The sequence below is a fragment of the Trichococcus collinsii genome, assembly GCF_900107505.1.
Taxonomy (GTDB): Bacteria; Bacillota; Bacilli; order Lactobacillales; family Aerococcaceae; genus Trichococcus; species Trichococcus collinsii.
Window position 1 is genome coordinate 390531 of sequence record NZ_FNQH01000003.1, and the last position, 20137, is coordinate 410667.

Annotated in this window: 14 protein-coding genes and 1 riboswitch; of the genes, 12 read left to right on the plus strand and 2 right to left on the minus strand. The window is 44.7% G+C overall.

What is annotated here, in order from left to right; all coding sequences use genetic code 11:
• Positions 1–5: 5 nt before the first annotated feature.
• The gene (locus BLV66_RS09350; protein WP_086985835.1) at positions 6–455 is read right to left on the minus strand and encodes a flavodoxin; all 450 of its coding nucleotides are present in this window, start codon (positions 453–455) and stop codon (positions 6–8) included.
• 448 nt (positions 456–903) lie between these two features.
• Between BLV66_RS09350 and BLV66_RS09360 the strand changes: the two genes are divergently transcribed.
• The 6 genes from BLV66_RS09360 to uvsE all read left to right on the plus strand — a co-directional run bounded on the left by BLV66_RS09360 (position 904) and on the right by uvsE (position 11102).
• Positions 904–1803 carry a nuclease-related domain-containing protein gene (locus tag BLV66_RS09360; protein WP_086985837.1) on the plus strand — a complete coding sequence of 300 codons (900 nt, stop codon included), beginning with the start codon at positions 904–906 and terminating at the stop codon, positions 1801–1803.
• Between the two features lie 980 nt (positions 1804–2783).
• Positions 2784–5285, plus strand: coding sequence for a CoA-disulfide reductase (locus tag BLV66_RS09370; protein ID WP_086985839.1), 2502 nt, complete (start codon positions 2784–2786; stop codon positions 5283–5285).
• Positions 5286–6044: 759 nt separating this feature from the next.
• A riboswitch (cyclic di-GMP riboswitch) is annotated at positions 6045–6129 on the plus strand.
• 99 nt (positions 6130–6228) lie between these two features.
• Positions 6229–6792, plus strand: a complete 564-nt coding sequence (locus BLV66_RS09375) for a WxL domain-containing protein (protein WP_086985840.1) — start codon at positions 6229–6231, stop codon at positions 6790–6792.
• A gap of 256 nt (positions 6793–7048) precedes the next feature.
• Entirely contained in the window at positions 7049–8080 is a 1032-nt protein-coding gene (locus tag BLV66_RS09380; RefSeq protein WP_086985841.1) for a DUF916 domain-containing protein, read from the plus strand.
• Positions 8081–8807: 727 nt separating this feature from the next.
• Positions 8808–9797 carry a Gfo/Idh/MocA family protein gene (locus BLV66_RS09385; protein ID WP_086985842.1) on the plus strand — a complete coding sequence of 330 codons (990 nt, stop codon included), beginning with the start codon at positions 8808–8810 and terminating at the stop codon, positions 9795–9797.
• 48 nt (positions 9798–9845) lie between these two features.
• Positions 9846–11102 carry a UV DNA damage repair endonuclease UvsE gene (gene uvsE, locus BLV66_RS09390; protein WP_086985843.1) on the plus strand — a complete coding sequence of 419 codons (1257 nt, stop codon included), beginning with the start codon at positions 9846–9848 and terminating at the stop codon, positions 11100–11102.
• Between the two features lie 299 nt (positions 11103–11401).
• On the opposite strand, the gene BLV66_RS09395 is transcribed toward uvsE, so the two are convergent.
• Positions 11402–11848, minus strand: coding sequence for a NanQ anomerase/TabA/YiaL family protein (locus BLV66_RS09395; RefSeq protein WP_176974201.1), 447 nt, complete (start codon positions 11846–11848; stop codon positions 11402–11404).
• Between the two features lie 995 nt (positions 11849–12843).
• Between BLV66_RS09395 and BLV66_RS09400 the strand changes: the two genes are divergently transcribed.
• The 6 genes from BLV66_RS09400 (at position 12844) to BLV66_RS09425 (ending at position 20093) form a co-directional block, all read left to right on the plus strand.
• Positions 12844–13521 carry a sugar transferase gene (locus tag BLV66_RS09400; protein WP_086985845.1) on the plus strand — a complete coding sequence of 226 codons (678 nt, stop codon included), beginning with the start codon at positions 12844–12846 and terminating at the stop codon, positions 13519–13521.
• A 21-nt stretch (positions 13522–13542) separates the two neighbouring features.
• Positions 13543–14955 carry a sugar transferase gene (locus BLV66_RS09405; RefSeq protein WP_086985846.1) on the plus strand — a complete coding sequence of 471 codons (1413 nt, stop codon included), beginning with the start codon at positions 13543–13545 and terminating at the stop codon, positions 14953–14955.
• A gap of 67 nt (positions 14956–15022) precedes the next feature.
• The gene (locus BLV66_RS09410; protein WP_086985847.1) at positions 15023–16063 is read left to right on the plus strand and encodes a GDP-mannose 4,6-dehydratase; all 1041 of its coding nucleotides are present in this window, start codon (positions 15023–15025) and stop codon (positions 16061–16063) included.
• A gap of 424 nt (positions 16064–16487) precedes the next feature.
• A complete protein-coding gene (locus BLV66_RS09415; RefSeq protein WP_086985848.1) occupies positions 16488–17732 on the plus strand; it encodes a glycosyltransferase family 4 protein in 1245 nt (414 codons plus the stop codon).
• A gap of 33 nt (positions 17733–17765) precedes the next feature.
• On the plus strand, positions 17766–18932 hold the full coding sequence (locus tag BLV66_RS09420) for a glycosyltransferase (RefSeq protein WP_086985849.1): 1167 nt from the start codon (positions 17766–17768) through the stop codon (positions 18930–18932).
• 36 nt (positions 18933–18968) lie between these two features.
• Positions 18969–20093, plus strand: coding sequence for a glycosyltransferase family 4 protein (locus BLV66_RS09425; protein ID WP_086985850.1), 1125 nt, complete (start codon positions 18969–18971; stop codon positions 20091–20093).
• Positions 20094–20137: the final 44 nt, after the last annotated feature.

A 20137-nucleotide genomic window follows, 5' to 3' on the forward strand; every position in this document is an offset into this window, starting at 1 on the left:
GTTGCTTATTTGTTCAGCGCCGCTACCATCGCTTCAGAGAATTTCTGCAGGTTCGCGATATCCTCTTCTTCGGCGTTCAAGTCGACCTTGACGTTTTCAGCGCCGATTGTTGCCCCGAATTTCTTGAATTGGGCTTCGAAATCGTCGACTGCTTTGCAGTAATATTCATAGAATGTATCCCCAGATCCGACGACTCCGGCAATTTTGCCAGTGAAGTCAACATCTTCCATCTCTTCATAGAAGTCCATGAATTCGTCCGGCAAGTCGCCGTCGGATCCGTATGTGTAAGTCGCGATGATGTTCATGTCATATGCTAAGAAGTCCTCCGGTCCGGCTTGTGAACATTCTTTTACTTCCACGTCAACGCCCAATGCTTCCAATTGGTCTGCGACGATATCGGCGATTTCTTCGGTATTCCCTGTCAAACTTGCGTATACGATCAATGCTGATGCCATTGTATTTCCCTCTTTCTTCTCACGATTGCTTTCTATTCAAAGTATACCAAAGTTCCGTCGGGTTGGCATCTAATAATCGCATAATTGCGACAGGGCGTTCTGCGGCCGCGCAGCTCCGAGGAGCGCGGCCTTCGCCGGAGGAGGGCAGCACCTCCGTTGAGAAGGGCGCTCGCCGGAGGAAAGCGCCAGTTCCGACAAGGGTTGTCTTCGCCGGAGCAGACGCGGGCGCCGAGCTATCACCTCCGGCGAGCCATCACTCGAAGGAGGACAGTCTCCGTCTGCGTACTCAGCTCCGGCCAGCATTCGCTCACAGGAGGGGGGGAGATTACCGGCACCACACCTCCTGCAAAAGGACACGTCGTCGGAAGTCACTTCGGTAATAAAAAAGCTAATGACGATGGCGTGCAGATATTATTGGTGACGATTGAATTCAGAAGGAGGAGAGAGAATGGCATATAAGGAACGCGAAAAGCCGCGGATGCTCTGCATTTATGAAGCGTTGGCCAAACGGATGAAATTGGGGCCGGGGGATCAATATTATTTGTTGCATATGGATGGAGGCTTCAGGGGTGAATGCGGGCTGGATGTGTATACGGATGCACTGGATTCGCGCTGTTTGGTGCTGAATGATCTGCAGTTGCGGCACAATCGCATCTCGATTCAGATCGATACGTTGGTGATTTGTCCCGATAAGCTGTTGGTGTATGAAACGAAAAACTACAAGGGGGATCATCAGTGGGGATCCTTGACACTCCGGAAACCAAGCGGCGCCACAATGGAAAATCCGTCTGTCCAGCTGAATCGAACGATGGCAAGATTGGGTGTGCTGCTTGCGGATCTGAATATAGAGATGCCGATTGAAGGCTTTGTCGTCTTCATCAATCCTGAGTTCAATTTGCTGAGTACCCGTAAAATTGAGGAATACTTGCTTCCCGGGCAGATTCCGCGTCATTTCCAGAATTTCCGGGTGAAAGGAGCAATTGGGCCGCAGCAACAGCGGCTGGCGGATTCGTTGATCCGGATGCACAATCCTCGCCATTTTGCCGAGGAACTACCGGAAATCGACTACGCGAAGTTGCGAAAAGAGCTGTTCTGCCTGGATTGCGGTTCGGCGGTGCGTCTTGATGGGGTTAAGTCGGTCTATTGTCCGGTTTGCAAAAAAAGGAGGCGGACGACGAAAATGATTCTGCACAATATCGAAGAGTTCCGGCTGCTTTTTCCGGATGCGAAAGTGACGACGCCGCGGATGGCTGAGTGGTGCGGGATGGACAATAAAGATCGGATTTATCGGGTTCTCCGCAAGAACTATAAAGCTGTGGGAAAGTGTCACGGGCGCTATTACGTATAAGGGCAAGAACTCCGACAAAGCTACGGCTCGTCGGAGTTCTTGCCTGTTTGCTTATATAAGGGATTGTATAGTGGCAGGACACTGTTCTCCGACGGGGACTGGCTTCGCCGGAGCTGTTGCGAGATGGGAACAGGTCCTCCGATGAGAGGTTGCTCGCTGGAGGACAGGCTGTTAATCCGCGCTCAGCTCCGGCTGGGTTCCGGTAACAGGAGGAAGATGAATACCGAAGAGCCCACCTCCGTTGAGAAGGGCGCTCACCGGAGGAAAGCACCAGTTCCGATTAGGGGTTACTTCGCCGGAGCAGATGCGAGCGCCGGGCTCTCACCTCCGACGAGCCATCGCTCGTCGGAGGACAGGATACGTCCGCACGCTCAGCTCCGGCCAGCATTCGCTTGCAGGAGGAAGATGAATACCGAAGAGCCCAACTCCGTTGAGAGGGGCGCTCACCGGAGGAAGGCACCAGCTCCTGTTAGGGTTTGCTTCGCCGGAGCAGAGGCGAGCGCCGAGCTCTCACCTCCGACGAGCCATCGCTCGAAGGAGGACAGGATACGTCCACACGCTCAGCTCCGGCCAGCATTCGCTTGCAGGAGGAAGATGAATACCGAAGAGCCCAACTCCGTTGAGAACGGCGCTCACCGGAGGAAGGCACCAGCTCCTGTTAGGGTTTGCTTCGCCGGAGCAGATGCGAGCGCCGAGCTCTCACCTCCGACGAGCCATCGCTCGCAGGAGGACAGGATCCGTCCACACGCTCAGCTCCGACCAGAGTCCGGTAACAGGAGGACGGTAGATCACCGGAACCCCAGCTCCGCCGAGAGTGCTTTTCGTCGGAGCTGGGCGGCACCGACGGGCCGCCACCGAAAGTTTGTGCAAAAAGTTTTTAACATTATCGACACATTTCCCTTTACAAATTATACCTACCGGGGTATTATTATCAGCATACAACCGAAACCTAAAAACTTTGTGAAATGAGGATTATATAAATGAAACGTAAAATTGTGATCATCGGCGGCGTAGCCGGCGGAGCGACTGCAGCGGCACGCTTGAGAAGATTGAATGAAGAGGATGAAATCGTCATCTTCGAAAAGGGTGAATACATCTCTTTCGCGAACTGCGGCTTGCCGTACCACATCGGCGGCGTAATCCAAGAGCGCGACAACTTGTTGTTGGAGACAGTCGGCGGCATGGCGAAGAAATTCAACATCGGCATCAAGAACTTCAGCGAAGTCGTGAAGATCAACCGCGGCAAAAAGACAATCACAGTGAAACACGTATTGACCGGCGCAACGACGGAAGAAAGCTATGATAAGTTGATCATCTCGACCGGCGCGAAGCCGATCAAACCGGCCATCACCGGCATCGAGGAAGCGGAGAACGTCTTCACATTGCGCAACATCCCGGACATGGACAAGATCAAAGCCTACATCACTGAGCACCAAGTCAAACGCGCGACTGTCATCGGTGGCGGCTTCATCGGTTTGGAAATGATGGAAAACCTATGGGAATTGGGCATCCACGTATCCTTGATCGAAATGAGCGACCAGGTCATGGCACCGATCGACTTCGAAATGGCGCAATCCGTGCATGCGCATATCGATATGCATAATGTCAACTTGATCTTGAACGATGGCGTTAAAGCCTTCGAAAACAACGGATCAAAAGTCCGCTTGAACAGCGGCAAAGTCCTGAACACGGACATGACGATCCTTTCTATTGGCGTGACGCCAGAGAACGACTTGGCAATCGAATCCGACCTTAAGACAGGCTTCAGAGGCGCAATCGTCGTGAACGACCAGCTGCAGACTTCCGATCCGGATATCTTCGCGGTAGGCGACGTCATCGAAGTGACCGACTTCGTCAACGGCAAACCGACAGTAGTGCCATTGGCTTGGCCGGCGAACCGTCAAGGCCGCTTGGTGGCTGATCACTTGAACGGCATGGATGTCCGCTACAAAGGCACGATGGGAACTTCTGTTGCGAAGGTCTTCGAATTGACGGTGGCGGCAGCCGGAAACAACGAGAAAACATTGAATGGATCGGATACAGACTACAAAGTCGTGCATATCCATCCGAACTCCCATGCCGGTTATTACCCAGGCGCTTCCCCGTTGGACATCAAATTGTTGTTCGGCTTGGACGGAAAAATTTTGGGTGTGCAAGCAGTCGGGATGGAAGGCGTCGAAAAACGTGTCGATGTCATCGCGACGGCCATGAAATTGGGCGCGACCGTTTACGATTTGCCGGATTTGGAATTGGCATACGCACCGCCGTATTCATCCGCAAAAGACCCTGCCAACATCGCAGGTTATGTGGCTTCCAACATGTTGGAGGGTACGATCGACACTTTCCAATGGCATGAAGTCGATGGCCTGATTGCAAAAGGCGCCTTCCTGTTGGATGTCCGTGAAGACTTCGAGTTGGCGACCGGCGTGCTGGGCAATGCCTACACGATCCCATTAGGCGACATCCGTGCCCGCATGAGCGAATTGCCGAAAGACAAAACGATCTATGTGTTCTGCCAAGTCGGCCACCGCGGCTACAACGCGGCCCGCATCCTGATGCAGAACGGCTTCACCGTCAAAAACCTGGACGGCGGCTACAAGACCTACAAACAAGCCAAAACGACTTTGACCTATCAAGAGGACGTGCCGGAAGCAGCGGTCCACGTCGAACCAACACACGCTAAACCTGCCGCACAACCGGTCGGCAACACGATTCAAGTCGATGCCTGCGGACTGCAGTGCCCAGGCCCGATCCTGAAAGTGAAAGAAAACATCGATAAGATGGTCGACGGCCAAGAACTGATCATCGAAGCATCCGACTTCGGCTTCCTGGCCGACATCGCCGCCTGGACGAAGAACACCGGCAACACAATGATCTCGAAAGAAATCGACGGCAAAATCGTCCGAGCGCATATTTCTAAAGGGAAAACAGCTCCGGCAGTTCCAGCAACTGGCTTCACCCCTGCGGCATTGGCAGCCCAAGCGGCACAAGCACCTGTCCTGCAGGAAACGAAAGACGGGGCAACGATGGTTGTCTTCAGCGGGGACTTGGACAAAGCCTTGGCTTCCTTCATCATCGCCAACGGAGCAGCGGCTTACGGCAAGCCAGTGACGATGTTCTTCACTTTCTGGGGCTTGAACGTCATCAAGCGTCCGGAGAAAGTCAGCGTAGCGAAACGCGGCATGGAAAAAATGTTCGACATCATGTTGCCGAACCACGCAGGTCAATTGCCTATCTCGAAAATGAACATGGGCGGCATGGGATCGAAAATGATCCAAGCCGTTATGAAACAGAAGAACGTTGACCCATTGCCGGTCATGATCGCCCAAGCGCAAAAAATGGGCGTGAAGATGGTAGCCTGCACAATGTCCATGGACATCATGGGCATCAAAGAAGAGGAAATCATCGAAGGCGTGGACTTCGGCGGTGTAGCAGCATACATCGGCGACACGATGGATGCCAACTTGAATTTGTTCATCTAATGAAAGAACTTTACGGCTCCCGCTGCGGCGGGGGCTTTTTCTTTTGGCATTCAGTTGTTTTGGATGGTTGGTTTGGACGGTGAAATGCGAAGTCGTCGACTGAACGTGAAGTGAATGATACCGAACAACCGACGAAAAGCAGGGATGTCGGCTGAACGAAGGGCGAAGAACACCGAACAACCAACACAAACTAAATCTGTGGACTGAACGGAGAGTGAAGAATGCCAAGCAGTCGACAGAACGCTTATCTGTCGGGTGTACACCCAGGACAGTATCCGGAACACCCGACAGCCTGTCGATCTCTCGGCTGAACGCATAGCGGAAAAGAGTAGTTTCGTATCGAGAAATCAACACACCTGTTGGATACTGGCTTGTCTTTTATTCGGACTCTCGCTCGTGGGCGCTATTTTTCGTGTCGGCAAAAGTGTTGGGCATAATATCAGATATTTTCACTTTTGTCTAGCCTAATTTGACAATTGAGCAATTTAGAGATATGGTGAATATAGAAAGATTATTTGTCAAAATATATGACAAATTCAGATTATTCTATTGAATAGTAAAATATTTTCAAATAGTTTCTCTGCGATAAACCTGCTTTCTGAATTATTATAACGAGAATGGCTGCAAGCCTTGGAAACAGTTAAGTCTTCACTCCTTATAAAAAATTATTATAACTAGGCGGATTGATATTGGAAAAACTTTTAAAATATTGATAACATCGGTTTTTTCCGAACACCTCATTATAAATTTGAGGGAATACAGGGATAAAGGCAACCTACCCGAAATGGTGGGATGCAAAGCAAGAGGGCATTCTGTTAAAAACGGGTAGCAGCCCGTTACGGAAAGGCGGGATTATATAAGGAAATATTAGAAAAAATTGGTTAATCTGTATAAAGTTTACAAAATCGTACGACCAAATCGAAAAAGAAAAGGCGGGATTAAAATGTTGAAGAAAATGAATAAAATAGCAGCTATCACAATGTTGTTAAGCGTAATGGGAACGAGCACAGCCTTTGCTGCAGAACCTACCGCAGGAGTTACAGGTACTGGAAATGTTACTATTGATAATTTGACAGCTGCTAACTTTACTGCCATAACCTTAGATGGTACGACTAAAACAACAACTTCCACAGTGACCGATATGACACTTATTGACGCCACAGGTACTGGTGCTGGTTGGGATGTAAACTTGAAGGCAACAGCATTTACAAATGCTGGGGCTACTCATAACACCCTGAATACATTACCCGAGGGTTCTTTAGCACTAGGGGCGGTAACTATCACAGCAGTAGGCGATTCTACAGCTATTACGAATATAACGACAGCAACCGGTGCAATCGATAACGCTAGCGGTGTCACAATTTTAAATGCAGGCATAAATGAGGGGATGGGAACCTATACAGTAGGTGTGGCTCCTATGACGTTGACTTTGCTGCCTAAGGACGCTAAGGCCGGCAGCTATACTTCAACTATCACGATGACTCTAACACAAGGGCCAAGTATCTAATCTAACATAAACACAATTTAGTAACGGGGCTGGATCTTTGTCCCAGCCTCTTTCTTATTCCTGCCAATTAATCGTAAATGTATTCCAAAAAACAGACCCGATGACACTTCGCAAATAACGTTCAGATGGTCGATGACCGATCTCTGTTTATTCGCGCCAGTGAGTCGGGTCTAAATGTTTTTATGCGCGCTCTTCAGCTTTAAAAGGGCCAAGGTGAGCATTGAAATACACTATATAAAATTATGGAGGATAATACATGAAGCAATATAGAATTCGTGCAGTTTTTTTGTTCATGCTAATGACAGTTTTAGGAATAACAATATCCCCACCGGTAACAGCATCCGAGGCGACAGAACTGCCCATGTCGATAAAAGCCATATTGCCTGCCAACCAAAAAGATGGAGTCAGTGGGTATTTTAACCTGCAGGTAAATCCAGCTGAAAAGCAAATAATTTATATTGAGATCAAAAATAATAAAAGCGAAGACATTACGGTGAACTTAATGCCGACAAACGCTTATACACAACCCAGCGGCGGAATATTTTACGATGTGGATGTAGAATCTCCCGAGACGAGTTTATTAGATGATTCTTTTGCATTGTCCCAAAATATTTCAATGGATAGCGAAGTGGCGATAAAAGCAAACAAGACTGTTGAAGTTCCCATCGAGGTTACGGTACCCGATATGAGTAAGGGCACGATTATAGGGGGAGTGCTCATTGGAGAAAAAACAGATGCTAGTGAACAGACAAGCGAAACCGTTGAAAAGGATACCGCTCAGTTTAAAGTTATTACAAAAACCGCTTTTGCAATAGCCATACAACTCGATTTACCCGAACAAGCAGAATCAGCTTTTTCATTTGGTGAAGCGGGCTTTAATGCAGTTGGCCCAAACGTATTTATTGAGATGCGGAACGATGCCCCAATGATTCAAAGGCAGATTTCAGGTGTGTATAAAGTTTCTGACAAAGACGGACAAGAACTCTTTTCAGGCAAGTTTGAGCCCATAATCATGGCACCGAAAACAAAAATAAATTTCCCTATTCAGTGGGATAGTTCTTTACTGGAATCCGGAAAATACACTCTTTCCATTACTGCCGATGTGGCAGGAGAAGAAATGTTCGTAGAAGAGAATTTCGATATCAACAATGCCGCAATTATAGCTTATGGCGAAAGAGCTAACCAGCCAATTGTCAAAACTCAGACAGGAATTCCTTATTGGGTAGTAATTGTTGCAACGGTTATTACCGTTGGCCTTGTGCTTTGGTTCGTAAAGAAGAGAAAATAGTAAACTACAGCAGAACGAGATGACAGCAACAAACTGTGGAAATCGGTCCAAAATATAAATAATAGAATAATAACGGCCACTCACAAGCTTTGAATACCTGATAACGCAGTCCCTCAAAAATTGGGTCCCACACATTTTTACATGATAAAACTGTTGACTTTCTTTTTCTATTTTGGAAAATAATCAAGTATATAGGACGATCCAAATACCCTTGCTACAATGTAATCATTGCAGTAGGGTTATTTGCATTTTTTAATGAAATTGGGAGCCCGTGGCAGATAGTCCTGAAGGAGGTCGGGGTGCTCTTTGAGCGGCCAAGGGAAAAAGTCCCTCCGATGACGCAAACGTAGCTAACATCGGCGACACGATGGATGCGAACTTGAACCTGTTTATCTAAAGCAACGCATTTCTAACTCCCGCTGCGGCGGGAGCCATTTTTTTATGTGTAATAGTTGCCGAAAAGCAAGGTCGTCGGCTGAACGAAGGACGAAGAATGCGGAACAGTCAACACAAGCCTAATCCGTCGACTGAACGAAGAGTGAAGCCAGCCGAATGGCCGACGAAAGGCAGCATTGTCGGGCGAATGATCAGGACGGTATCCCGAAAGTGAACGTTTTGTGCCAAGGCAGCACCGTATTTTTACCCCAGCGGATGCCAACTTAAAGTCCGGACGGCGCCTAAATGATATAATCGAACATAAAGCAAGCTAAGAAGAGGAGGACATAACATGAAAGAAACAGTATGGGGAATGATCGGCTGTGGCGACGTAACGGAGAAGAAAAGCGGGCCAGGCCTGTATAAAGCGAACGGGTCCCGATTGAAAGGGGTATACAATCGCACGGAAGCCAAGGCGCATGATTGGGTGAAACGCCATGGACACGGCCAAGTGTACGCAACAGTCGAGGAGCTGCTGGCGGATGAAGAAATCAACGCCGTCTACATCGCCACACCGCCGGCCACCCATTTCGACTTAGCCATGCAGGTAATCGCGGCGAACAAGGTGCCGTTGATCGAGAAGCCGATGGCGCGCACGTTCGCGGAATGCCAGACTATACTGGATGCGGCCGAGGAGAACGGCTTGCCGGTATTCGTCAGCTTCTACCGAAGGGCGCTCGAAAAATTCCAGAAAATAAAAGAGCTGTTGGACGAAGGAGCCATCGGGCAACCGCAACTGGTGGAAATCCGCCAATACCAACAGCCGGCTCCGGAAGACCTCGACAAGGACAATTTGCCTTGGCGTCTGGTGCCAGCTGCAGGAGGCGGAAAGGACTTGGATATCCAAGTGCATGTGCTCGATTACTTGGCCTACTATTTCGGGGACATCAACGCGATGACCGGCATCGTCGAAAACCGGGCTGGACTCTATGAAGTGGAGGACACTGTTTCGGCATCTTTCCGCTTCGAAAACGGCGTCGTTGGATCGGCCGCCTGGTGCTATGTCGCAGACTTCGACTTGGATGAAGTGACAATCATCGGTTCGGAAGGGACCATGGTCTTCGAAGGCACGAGCTTCGAATGGATCCGCCTTATCAGGGATGGAGAAACTACGACCTACACTTTCGAAACGCCGGAGCATGTCGCCATGCCGTTCATCCAGACCGTCGTCGACGAATTGAACGGCATAGCGAAAAGTCCAGCCGATGCCGCCAGCGCAGCCAACGGCATTCGCATGTTCGACGAATTGCTGAAGGAGTACCGCGAAAGATACGAGAGCTGAGCCCAAGAAACCAAAAACATCAAACAGAAAACCCAAAGGAGGACCTCTATGAGCATCGGCTATGCCTGTCTGAACATCGGGACACCAAACACAAATATCCGCAGTGTCATGCAGCGGAACGCGACCCCGGATAAACTGACTGAGGTGACCGCGCACAATATCGAGGCGCTGGAAAAGATGGTCGACTACAACATCGCCAATGACATCCGTCTCTACCGCATCAGCTCGGACCTGATCCCGTTCGGATCGAGTCCGGTCAACACACTCGATTGGCCGGAAATCCACAAGGAAGCCTTCGAACGCATCGGCGCCAAAATCCGCAAAAACGGCATGCGCGTATCCTTGCACCCGGGCCAATACACCGTCCTGAACTCGCCGACGGATGACGTCGTGGAGCGCGCCATCGAGGACCTGATTTACCACGATAAAATTCTGACCGCGCTCGGCACCGACACGGCCAACAAAATCGTCTTGCATGTCGGCGGTATCTACGGGGACAAAAAGGCGGCACTAGATCGCTTCGCCGCGAACTTCCAGCTCCTCCCGGAAAGCGTCAAAAACCGCCTTGTCATCGAAAACGACGATAGGCTATACAACATCGAGGAAGTTCTCAAACTGGCGAACCGACTTCAGATTCCAGCCGTCTACGATAATCTGCACCATGACATTAACCCACCTCCTTCAGGAGGCGCAGACCAATATTGGATCTCCAAAACGAAAAAGACTTGGAAAGAAGCGGACGGCAAACAGAAAATCCATTACTCCCAACAGGCAGCAGGGAAGCGTCCCGGCGCCCACACCGATACGATCCAACTGGAGACGTTCCTGCAGTTCTACGAACAACTCGACGACCAAACCATCGACATCATGCTGGAAGTGAAGGATAAAAACCTTTCCGCCATCAAGTGCCAGAACGCAACAACCGAAACCAAGCACCTAAAACTCCTCGAAAAGGAGTGGGGTCGCTACAAATACACGATCCTCGAAAAATCGGCAGCCGACTACCAATCCGTCAGGACGCTGTTGAAGGACAAGAGCAACTATCCGGTCCGGGAATTCTACTGCCTCATCGAAGATGCTCTTGCGAAAGAAACACAACCCGGCGCCGCCGAGAATGCTGCCCAGCATGTTTGGGGATACTTCAAGAACAAAGCGACTCCACAGGAACGCAAAGCCTTCGAGAAAAGTATGGAAGATTACCGCAACAGTAAAGGTGGCTTGGAAACGTTGAAAAGACAGCTGCTTAAGTTGGTGATGAAGTATGAAGAAAAATATTTGATGCAGTCGTTGTATTTCTATATTTAGAGAACGCAAACAAGCCTAACAAGATGAATACTTGCTAGGCTCGTTTGCGTTAAGATTTTTATTTTCAGAAAAGACTTAGTTTGTGCCAATATGCCATCAGCAAATCTACTAATGCTGTATACATGTTATTATGCCGTGGGAACTTATACTTAAATAAGATTCTTCGCTGTAGCTAAACTATGAAATATCTAAAATAGAGTTTCAAGAATCCCAAGATGCGGAACACCGTAATAAAATCAAAAAAAGCCAGTCCAACATTTGCGCAAGCAAATCTGTCCTGGCTTTTCAATTATCTTCTGTCACAGCGCCACTTTAACGACAACTTTCTTGATCGGTGCCGGTCCATCAACCGCCATTCCGGGACGGTGGGCATCCTGCGGGGTGAAGACAGCAAACTGTCCTGCGTGCACAACGAAATGATCGCCCTCCGCATCAAAGAAATACACGTCATCTTCCGGACGATCCTCCGTTTTCACGACGCTATCCAGCGTTTTCCAGCCCATCTTTTCTCTGCCAGCTACGACGTACTGGATGTCCGTGTACCTATAATGCGCCTCCCAACGGCATTCGTCTGCTGAACGCGTATCGTATTCCTGCACCAGCGCAAACACCGCATCACCATCGATCTCGTAACGCCCAACTGGCAACGATGCTACATCTGTCTCCTTCAAAAATGCCAGCCCTTTGTAGAGCTGCTCATTCAACCCCTGATAAAATTCCATATTCGCCAATGCCTCAATAATCACGAAAACATTCCTCCGTTCATTCAATTGTGAAACACTAGTTCCAGTATAGGCCGGATTCAGCCGGTTGGATAGGCTTACATCAGAATGTTGCGATTTCTGTCGCAAATACGAGCGGTGCCGCGACTTCAGCCTATTCCGACCAACTCCGACGAAGATCCTTCTCATCGGAGAACACTACAACATCAGCTATCCCACCTCCTGCGAGCGAGTGTTGACCGTAGGAGAGTGTCTCGCCGGAAGCGCAACTCCGGCGAAACCGCCTTAGCCGGAGGTAACAATCATTCCGGAAAGGTGCTGCCTGAAATTATGATTATTGGAATATAAAGAAGAAACCTGTCAGGAAAGGACTATAATAGAGTGTATCTTTTGCAAAATAAAAAAGTAATGAAATAACATGCAAGGAGAACGTCTCTCGGTGGTTGGCGGAAATTATTTCAGAAAATTTGTCTGGATTGTGCCCAGCTGACGACCATTAAAAGATGACTGAGAATAGAGGGAGTATGTAAAGCGTAACGGGATTATCATGGAGGGGACATAAGACTGTCATATATGTTGAGAAGCAAATGGATAAATAGTTAATGTTAACGTTTGAAGCGCTTACTTGTAAAATTTCCGTATTTTTTATGAAAATTATTAGTTTCTGTGGAGAAAAAATTCAAATTTTATGTAAATTTTGAGAATGGAGTGTTATCATTATTAGTATTGTAAGATATTTCAAACTAGTTTAATAATTTTTAGAAATATTTATCTCAAGTTGCTATTTAAATCAAGCAATTAAAAGATTTTATAATGATTTTTGAGATGTGTGGAACTTGTTTAATATTGACTTCGTTAATTTGTTTTTAATCAAAAACACAAAGTGTTTCCGGTTATTTTTTTGGAAACAGTATAAATTTATTTTTTGTAAATATTTAGATAATATTACTTTTATTATTTGTAAGCAAACGGAGTTCGGGCGAGGATACAGCTTTATTTTCTGAAGGAGGATATTGTGTATGGAGATTGAAGAAAACTTAAATGTCGCGGCTTTTACTGTATTGGAGAACAGTGTGGTCGCAAGAAGCAAGCCATTTTACTTAGGATTAAAGCGCATGACTGACTTTTTCCTGGCACTGATCGGGCTGATTATTTTGTCTCCGGTGTTCCTGATTGTGGCGTTCCTAATAAAGTGGGATGATCCGAAGGGGACAGTCTTCTTCGGTCAAGAACGTGTCGGGAAAGACGGTGAGCTGTTCAAAATGTACAAGTTCCGCTCAATGTATGTGGATGCTGAAGAGCGATTGGCTAATCTGCTGAAGTACAACGAAGTCAGCGGAGCGATGTTCAAGATGAAGGAAGATCCGCGCGTCACGAAGATAGGCACCTGCATCCGTAAGTGCAGCATTGACGAACTGCCCCAGCTCCTCAATGTCCTGAGAGGGGACATGAGCCTGGTTGGGCCGCGTCCGGCATTGATTAGGGAAGTCGACGAATACACAAACTATGATAAGCAGCGGTTATTGGTCACGCCTGGCATAAGCGGATTGTGGCAAGTGAGCGGACGGAGCCGGTTAACATTCGCGCAGATGGTCGAATTGGACTTGGAGTATGTCACCACACGTTCTTACTGGATGGACATCAAGATCCTGTTCAAGACGGTCAGAGTAGTGTGTAAGGGTGATGGCGCTTATTAGAAAGGCTGAGGGGTATGTCGAATGTATAAGTTAGCGAACAGTGGTTGGTTAAAGCATTTTGATTTTATGGTAATTGATCTATTTTTATTGGAAGCAGCATTTATTAGTTCCTATATGATTCGTTTCGGGTTCTCCTCGCCCTTCGCGACGTCCATCTATGCAGTGTTGGGGGTTATCCTCCCGATCCTGCACATTTTTATAGTCTTTTTTACAGAGGAGTATTCCGGTATCCTCAGAAGGGGTTATCTGAAGGAGTTCAAAGCGGTCCTTAAGCATAACAGCATATTGGTTGCGATGGTGACTTTCTACATGTTTATGACGCAGCAATCAATGGACTATTCCCGCAGCATGCTCTTCACGTTCTGGGGAATCAACATCGTTTTCTTGTGGCTGGGCAGAGTGTTACTGAAGAGAGTTTTGCTTATGGCTTATTCCAACGAGAGGAACCTATCCTATATGTTGGTCGTGACCTCAAAAGCAGTTGCCGAAAGAACGATCAATCAACTGCAAAAAGAGAAATACAGTGATTACATCATTAAAGGACTTACGATTGTTGATGCCGATATGATAGGTCAAACGGTCAATGGCGTTCCCGTAGTTGCGACTGATGACACACTGCATGAATACCTGAGGACGAATACTGTGGATGGCGTCTTTATACATGTACGCAATTCTTATGATGAAATTGTAGCGATTACGGATAGTTTGTTGGCTATGGGAATAACGGTCCATATTTCCTTGGATCATGTATCAAGCGAAATGCCGAATAAAGTGGTACAAGAAATCAACGGCTGCACTGTCCTGACGACAAGCATCAAAATGGCGACGAAACGCCAGCTGTTCATCAAGAGAGTCATTGATATCTGCGGTGGGCTGGCCGGACTATTGGCGACCATCATTGCTTTCATCATTTTCGCGCCGATCATTTACAAACAGTCCCCTGGCCAGATATTCTTCTCGCAGGAACGGGTCGGCCGCAACGGCAGACGGTTCCGCATCTACAAATTCCGCTCCATGTATATGGATGCCGAAGAACGCAAGAAGGAACTGATGGCCCATAACAAGATGGATGGCCTGATGTTCAAAATGGACGACGATCCACGCATCATGCCAATCGGTAAGTTCATCCGCCGCGTGTCGATAGACGAATTGCCGCAAAGCATCAATATCCTCAAAGGGGATATGAGCCTAGTCGGAACAAGACCTCCGACAGTGGATGAATACGAGCAATACGAATTGCATCATAAACGACGCCTTGCGGCAAAGCCTGGACTTACCGGCATGTGGCAAGTCAGCGGCAGAAGCGATATCACCGACTTTGAAGAAGTCGTGAAACTGGACACAGAATATATCAGCAATTTCTCATTGGGATTATACATGAAGATTCTCTTTAAGACAGTAGCGGTTGTGCTGGGCAAAAAGGGTTCAGTATAAAGTGGATATATATTGTTTATAATTTTAGATAAATTTTAGAAAGACCCATTAAAGGGAGTTAATAGACATGACAAATGTAGATTTAAACAACAAAACAATTTTTATTACTGGTGTATCTGGATTTATTGGTTCCAATCTAGCTATGAAATTATTTAATACTTTAGAGGGTATAAAAATTATAGGCATCGATAATATGAATGATTATTACGATGTCAAGCTAAAAGAGTCTAGGTTGGAAGCATTAGAAAGGGATCCTAATTTTCTTTTCATTCAGGGTAATATTGCGGATAAGGAAACAATTGATACTATTTTCAATACATACAAACCACATATTGTGGTCAATTTAGCCGCTCAGGCGGGCGTTCGGTACAGTATTACAAATCCAGAGGCCTATATCGAATCAAATCTGATCGGATTTTTTAATATACTTGAAGCAGTTCGTCATTCATACGATGCAGGAAATACACCTGTGGAACATCTAGTATATGCAAGTAGTTCTTCGGTATATGGTTCCAATAAAAAAGTTCCATACTCTACAGAGGACAAAGTGGATAATCCTGTTTCTCTATACGCAGCAACAAAGAAGTCGAATGAATTAATGGCTCATGCATATAGCAAGTTGTACGATATTCCAACGACAGGATTACGTTTTTTTACAGTATACGGACCAGCCGGACGACCAGATATGGCATATTTTGGATTTACCAATAAGCTGGTTGCAGGGCAGAAAATTCAGATTTTTAATTATGGCGATATGTATCGTGACTTTACTTATATTGATGATATTGTAAAAGGCATTGCCTTGGTATTACAGAAAAGTCCAGAGCTGACTGAAGATAATGTGAAATATAAAATTTATAATATTGGGAATAATCAACCAGAAAGTCTTATGTATTTTGTGGAAACATTGGAAACGTGTCTTATGGAAGAAGGAATAATTGATAAAGTTGCTGAAAAAGAACTTCTTCCAATGCAACAAGGAGACGTGTATCAGACATTTGCAGATGTTGATGACTTAACTCGTGATTTTGGATTTAAACCAAGTACTAGTCTAGAAGAAGGATTAAGGAAATTTGCAAAGTGGTATCGCGAATATTACATGGGATAAGGTTTAAATTAATCTATAACAATAGAATTATTTCGTTGTTAATGAAAACGGAAAGTATTCATTAAGATATTATAAAAGCCGATAATCTCTCAAGTGAGCGCTACTTTAGTAATATTAAGTATATTGTCAGAACATATCAAATGATCACAGGCAGCGATGAGTGTACTTAAGTTATTAGCGTGGAATCTGGAAATGCGTATAGTTTTATTGAAATGTTGGAGGACATAATTCCATTGAATTCGTAACTCCTTTAAATAATAATTGATCAAGATTGCTTTAAATCTGGTGATAACCTGAGGATATGTTGTAATTATAGTTACATTCAATCTGAACTCGGATGGGAACCGGAATATAACATCTTTGACACTGTAAAAGGGATGTATAAAAAAATGTTGATTTACAATGAAATAAGGGGCTATACAGTATGAAAAAAATCGTTATTTTGAGTGAGCGACTCCCTTTCCCGCCAACCTCAGGGACTAAGAATCTTATGTTTAACTATTGCAAGATTCTGCATGAGAAGCTTGGATTAGAAGTTGTAAATCTCTCGTTTATGGAAAATGAAGATGATATTTCACTTAAACCGGATTTTATATCGAAAGTATATGAACTTCCGAATCCTAGTGGTAAAGCAAAAGTGAAAAATCTACTACTAAAAACATTGATTCAGCAAAAATATCCGATACAGGTTTCATTATTTTGGGATAAGAGAATAAAGGAAAAAATTGATAGTATATTAGCAATCGAAAAACCAGACTATGTTATTGCAGATTTGATTCGTACAACAGAATACCTCAATGATTTTGCAGGATTTAAAATAGCAGACCTTCAAGATCTCTTTTCCTTAAGGTATGAGCGTCAGCTCAGAATGGATTTAGCAACCTTAAACCCATACGGTGCTTATCTGTACAGGCTTCCGGTAGTTATACAGAAAACTTTGAGCATAACATCGATAAAGAAGCTAGTAATGAGAACTGAAATCAAGCTTCTTAAAAAATATGAAAAACAGGTTGGTCAGCGATACGATAGAATTATGTTCGTGGCGAAAAATGAGGGCGAAAAATATAATCAGATGTTGGGCGAAAAAAAGGCTCTAGTTGCTCCATTGGGAGTGGATTATGAACATTTTTCTGAAGAACTTCATGTGGATAAAATTCCTCACTCGATTGCATTCATGGGGGCTTTGAATGTTGCACATAACGAGAATGGAATCATATACTTTGTAAAAAATATATTTCCACTTATTCAAGAAAAAATTCCAGAAGCTAAATTGTACATTATTGGTGGAGGAGCTACTGAAGCAATCAAAAAATTGGCTTCGAGGCATATTGTACTTACTGGTCGAGTGGAAGATGTTCGAGTAGCAGTATCATCTTGTGAAACTTTTATATGCCCTTTGAGATTTGGGAGTGGCATAAAAACCAAAAATTTAGAGGCCATGGCAATGGGGGTACCTATTGTCACGACATCCATAGGTGCAGAAAACATTGATGCTGATGATGGTAAGGATTGGTTTGTTGCTGATGATAGTGAGATCTTTGCTAACCAGGTTATCACTCTGTTGGAAGATTCAGAACTACGTCAATTATTTGGGGGAAATGGTCGGGATTTTGTTAAAAAGAATTTTTCTTGGAAAGTAGCTGAAGACCAGTTCAGGGTATTGCTTTAATTTGTTTAGCAGAATATAAGGAGTTTAGTGAAGATGAAGATACTATTTATTTCTGACGAGGTGATTTTCGGTTATGGTGGAGGTTGCATCGAAAGACAAAAATATTATGATGGACTAAAGGAATACTCACTTCAGAAGGGCGATGATTTTAAGGTTATTTCTCTAGATGAGAAAAAGACTGAAGCCTCATTCCCGGTTGTCGTGAAAAAAAGTAGGGTTAAGGATGTTCTGGCACGCGTAATGGGGCATTCTACATACATGTACTTTGAATGGAAAAAGCATTCTAGAAAAGTATATCATTACAAGCCTGATGTTGTTTTTTTATCGCGTTCACGGATGGGGTTTATCGAACGTGATTTGAGGCGAAATATGAAGCACTGTAGAATTATCTGTAACTTTGAGAATATTGAATATGATTATGTCGATGCCTATTTTGCAAATAGTAGCAGTATCCTAAAGGAAATGTATATTGTTCTAGAAAAATGGTGCACAAAACGAGATGAACAAATGGCACTTGATAATGCAGATTCTGTGGCTTTTTTAACTAGACGAGATCTGGAGAGAGCAAAAGCATTATATAAGTATCAATGTCAACATGAAATAGTTCTTCCAATCTGCATTGAAAAAAGCACTATATTGATGAAGAATTCTGAGAAAAAGAGTGTAGTATTTATAGGTAGTCTGAGTTACGGATCAAATATTGAAGCTTTGAAGATGTTTTTAACGGAAGTATGGCAACCTTTCTTTATGAATGACTCGGATTTGGAATTAATCATTGGGGGTAGCAATCCGCCACAACAACTGTTACAAATTATCGAAAGTATTGGGAATTGCAAATTACACAGTAATTTTTCATCATTGATAGATGTCGTACCGCTTGACTCCATGGTGATTGCACCTATACAGCATGGAGCCGGAATGAAAGTTAAGGTTGCAGAGACGTTAAGTATGGGGTTGATGATTGCTGCTAGTGATGAGGCACTTATAGGCTATGAAGATGCTATTGAGAAAGATAAATTACACGGAATTGTACGTGCTAATACAGCAGACGAATACAAGTTGGCCATAGATCTTTTTTGCGGGACAAGCCTTGAAGAGTTGAAGCAAATTTCAGTGCAAAATAAGGACATCTATCTGGAACACTTCAGCTATGAGGTTTCACGTAAAGCTATTTCAGCATTATGTGATGAAATTAGGTAAATTTTTTGATGCTATGGTTGTAAGGGGGAAAGAATTATGCGCATTGGAATAGATGTCAGCGTGTTATGTAATCAATGGGATGGTATTGGAGCCTATCTAATGGAAGTACTCAGTTATGTTCAGAACGATACTACGGATGATAGTTTTTTTCTGTATGCAGATCGCGAACTAGCAACTGAGTTGAATCTTGATAATCGTTTTACCTTACATATTGATAAAGGAAGCAATCATTTGCTCTGGCTTTTGACAAAATTACCAAAGTATGCTAAACGAGATCAACTGGATGTGTTTTGGCAGCCAAACTTTATATTACCTTTCCGCATTAAGGGAATGAGAAATGTTGTTTCGGTGCATGATATGTCCGCATATGCTTATTCTGAATATGCATCGGTTAAGACAAATATTACACATAAACTTTTTTTGAAACCAACTTGTCAAATGGCGGACAGGATTCTGGCTATTTCGAATAATGGTGCGGAGGAAATTGTCCAAAATCTAAAGAATACAGGTTCCAAGATTCAGACAATATATATTGGTAAAAAAATGTTTGAGAATGGACTTGATGCTACACAAGAGGAATGTGATAGGTTCTTAAATAAATACAATATTGCCTTGGAGAATTATTTACTATTTGTAGGAACTTTGTCCCCACGAAAAAATGCAGATGTTATAATTAAAGGCTATATTGAGTATAGGGAGCATGGCGGGCAGAAAAAACTTGTATTAGCTGGAAATATAGCTGACAAAAGCAAAAATGTAAGACAATTCATTGAAGATAGCTCTTTTAAGGATGATATTATTTTGACAGGTTATGTATCTGAAAAGGAAAAACGTATCCTGTATTATCATGCAGCCATGATGCTCTTTCCATCTAGGCTAGAAGGGTTTGGTTTTCCTCTTCTGGAGGCGATGCAAGCTGGAATTCCTGTTATTACGAGCAATGTGTCTTGTATGCCAGAGATTGCTAAAGATGCAGCCGTGTATCTAAATAATATTGACAGTTGGGAAGAACTATCGGAACATATTTTTGAAGTGGAAAATATGGATAAAAACCACCGGGAACAGATTTTAATAAAAGGATTGGGAAGAGTTGCATTTTTTGACAGTCAAAATTATTGCAAAGAAACTTATGAAACATTACATAGTGTAATTAATAGTTGATCTTTATTACTCAGTATCAGAATATTATGAATAGGAAGTTGTCA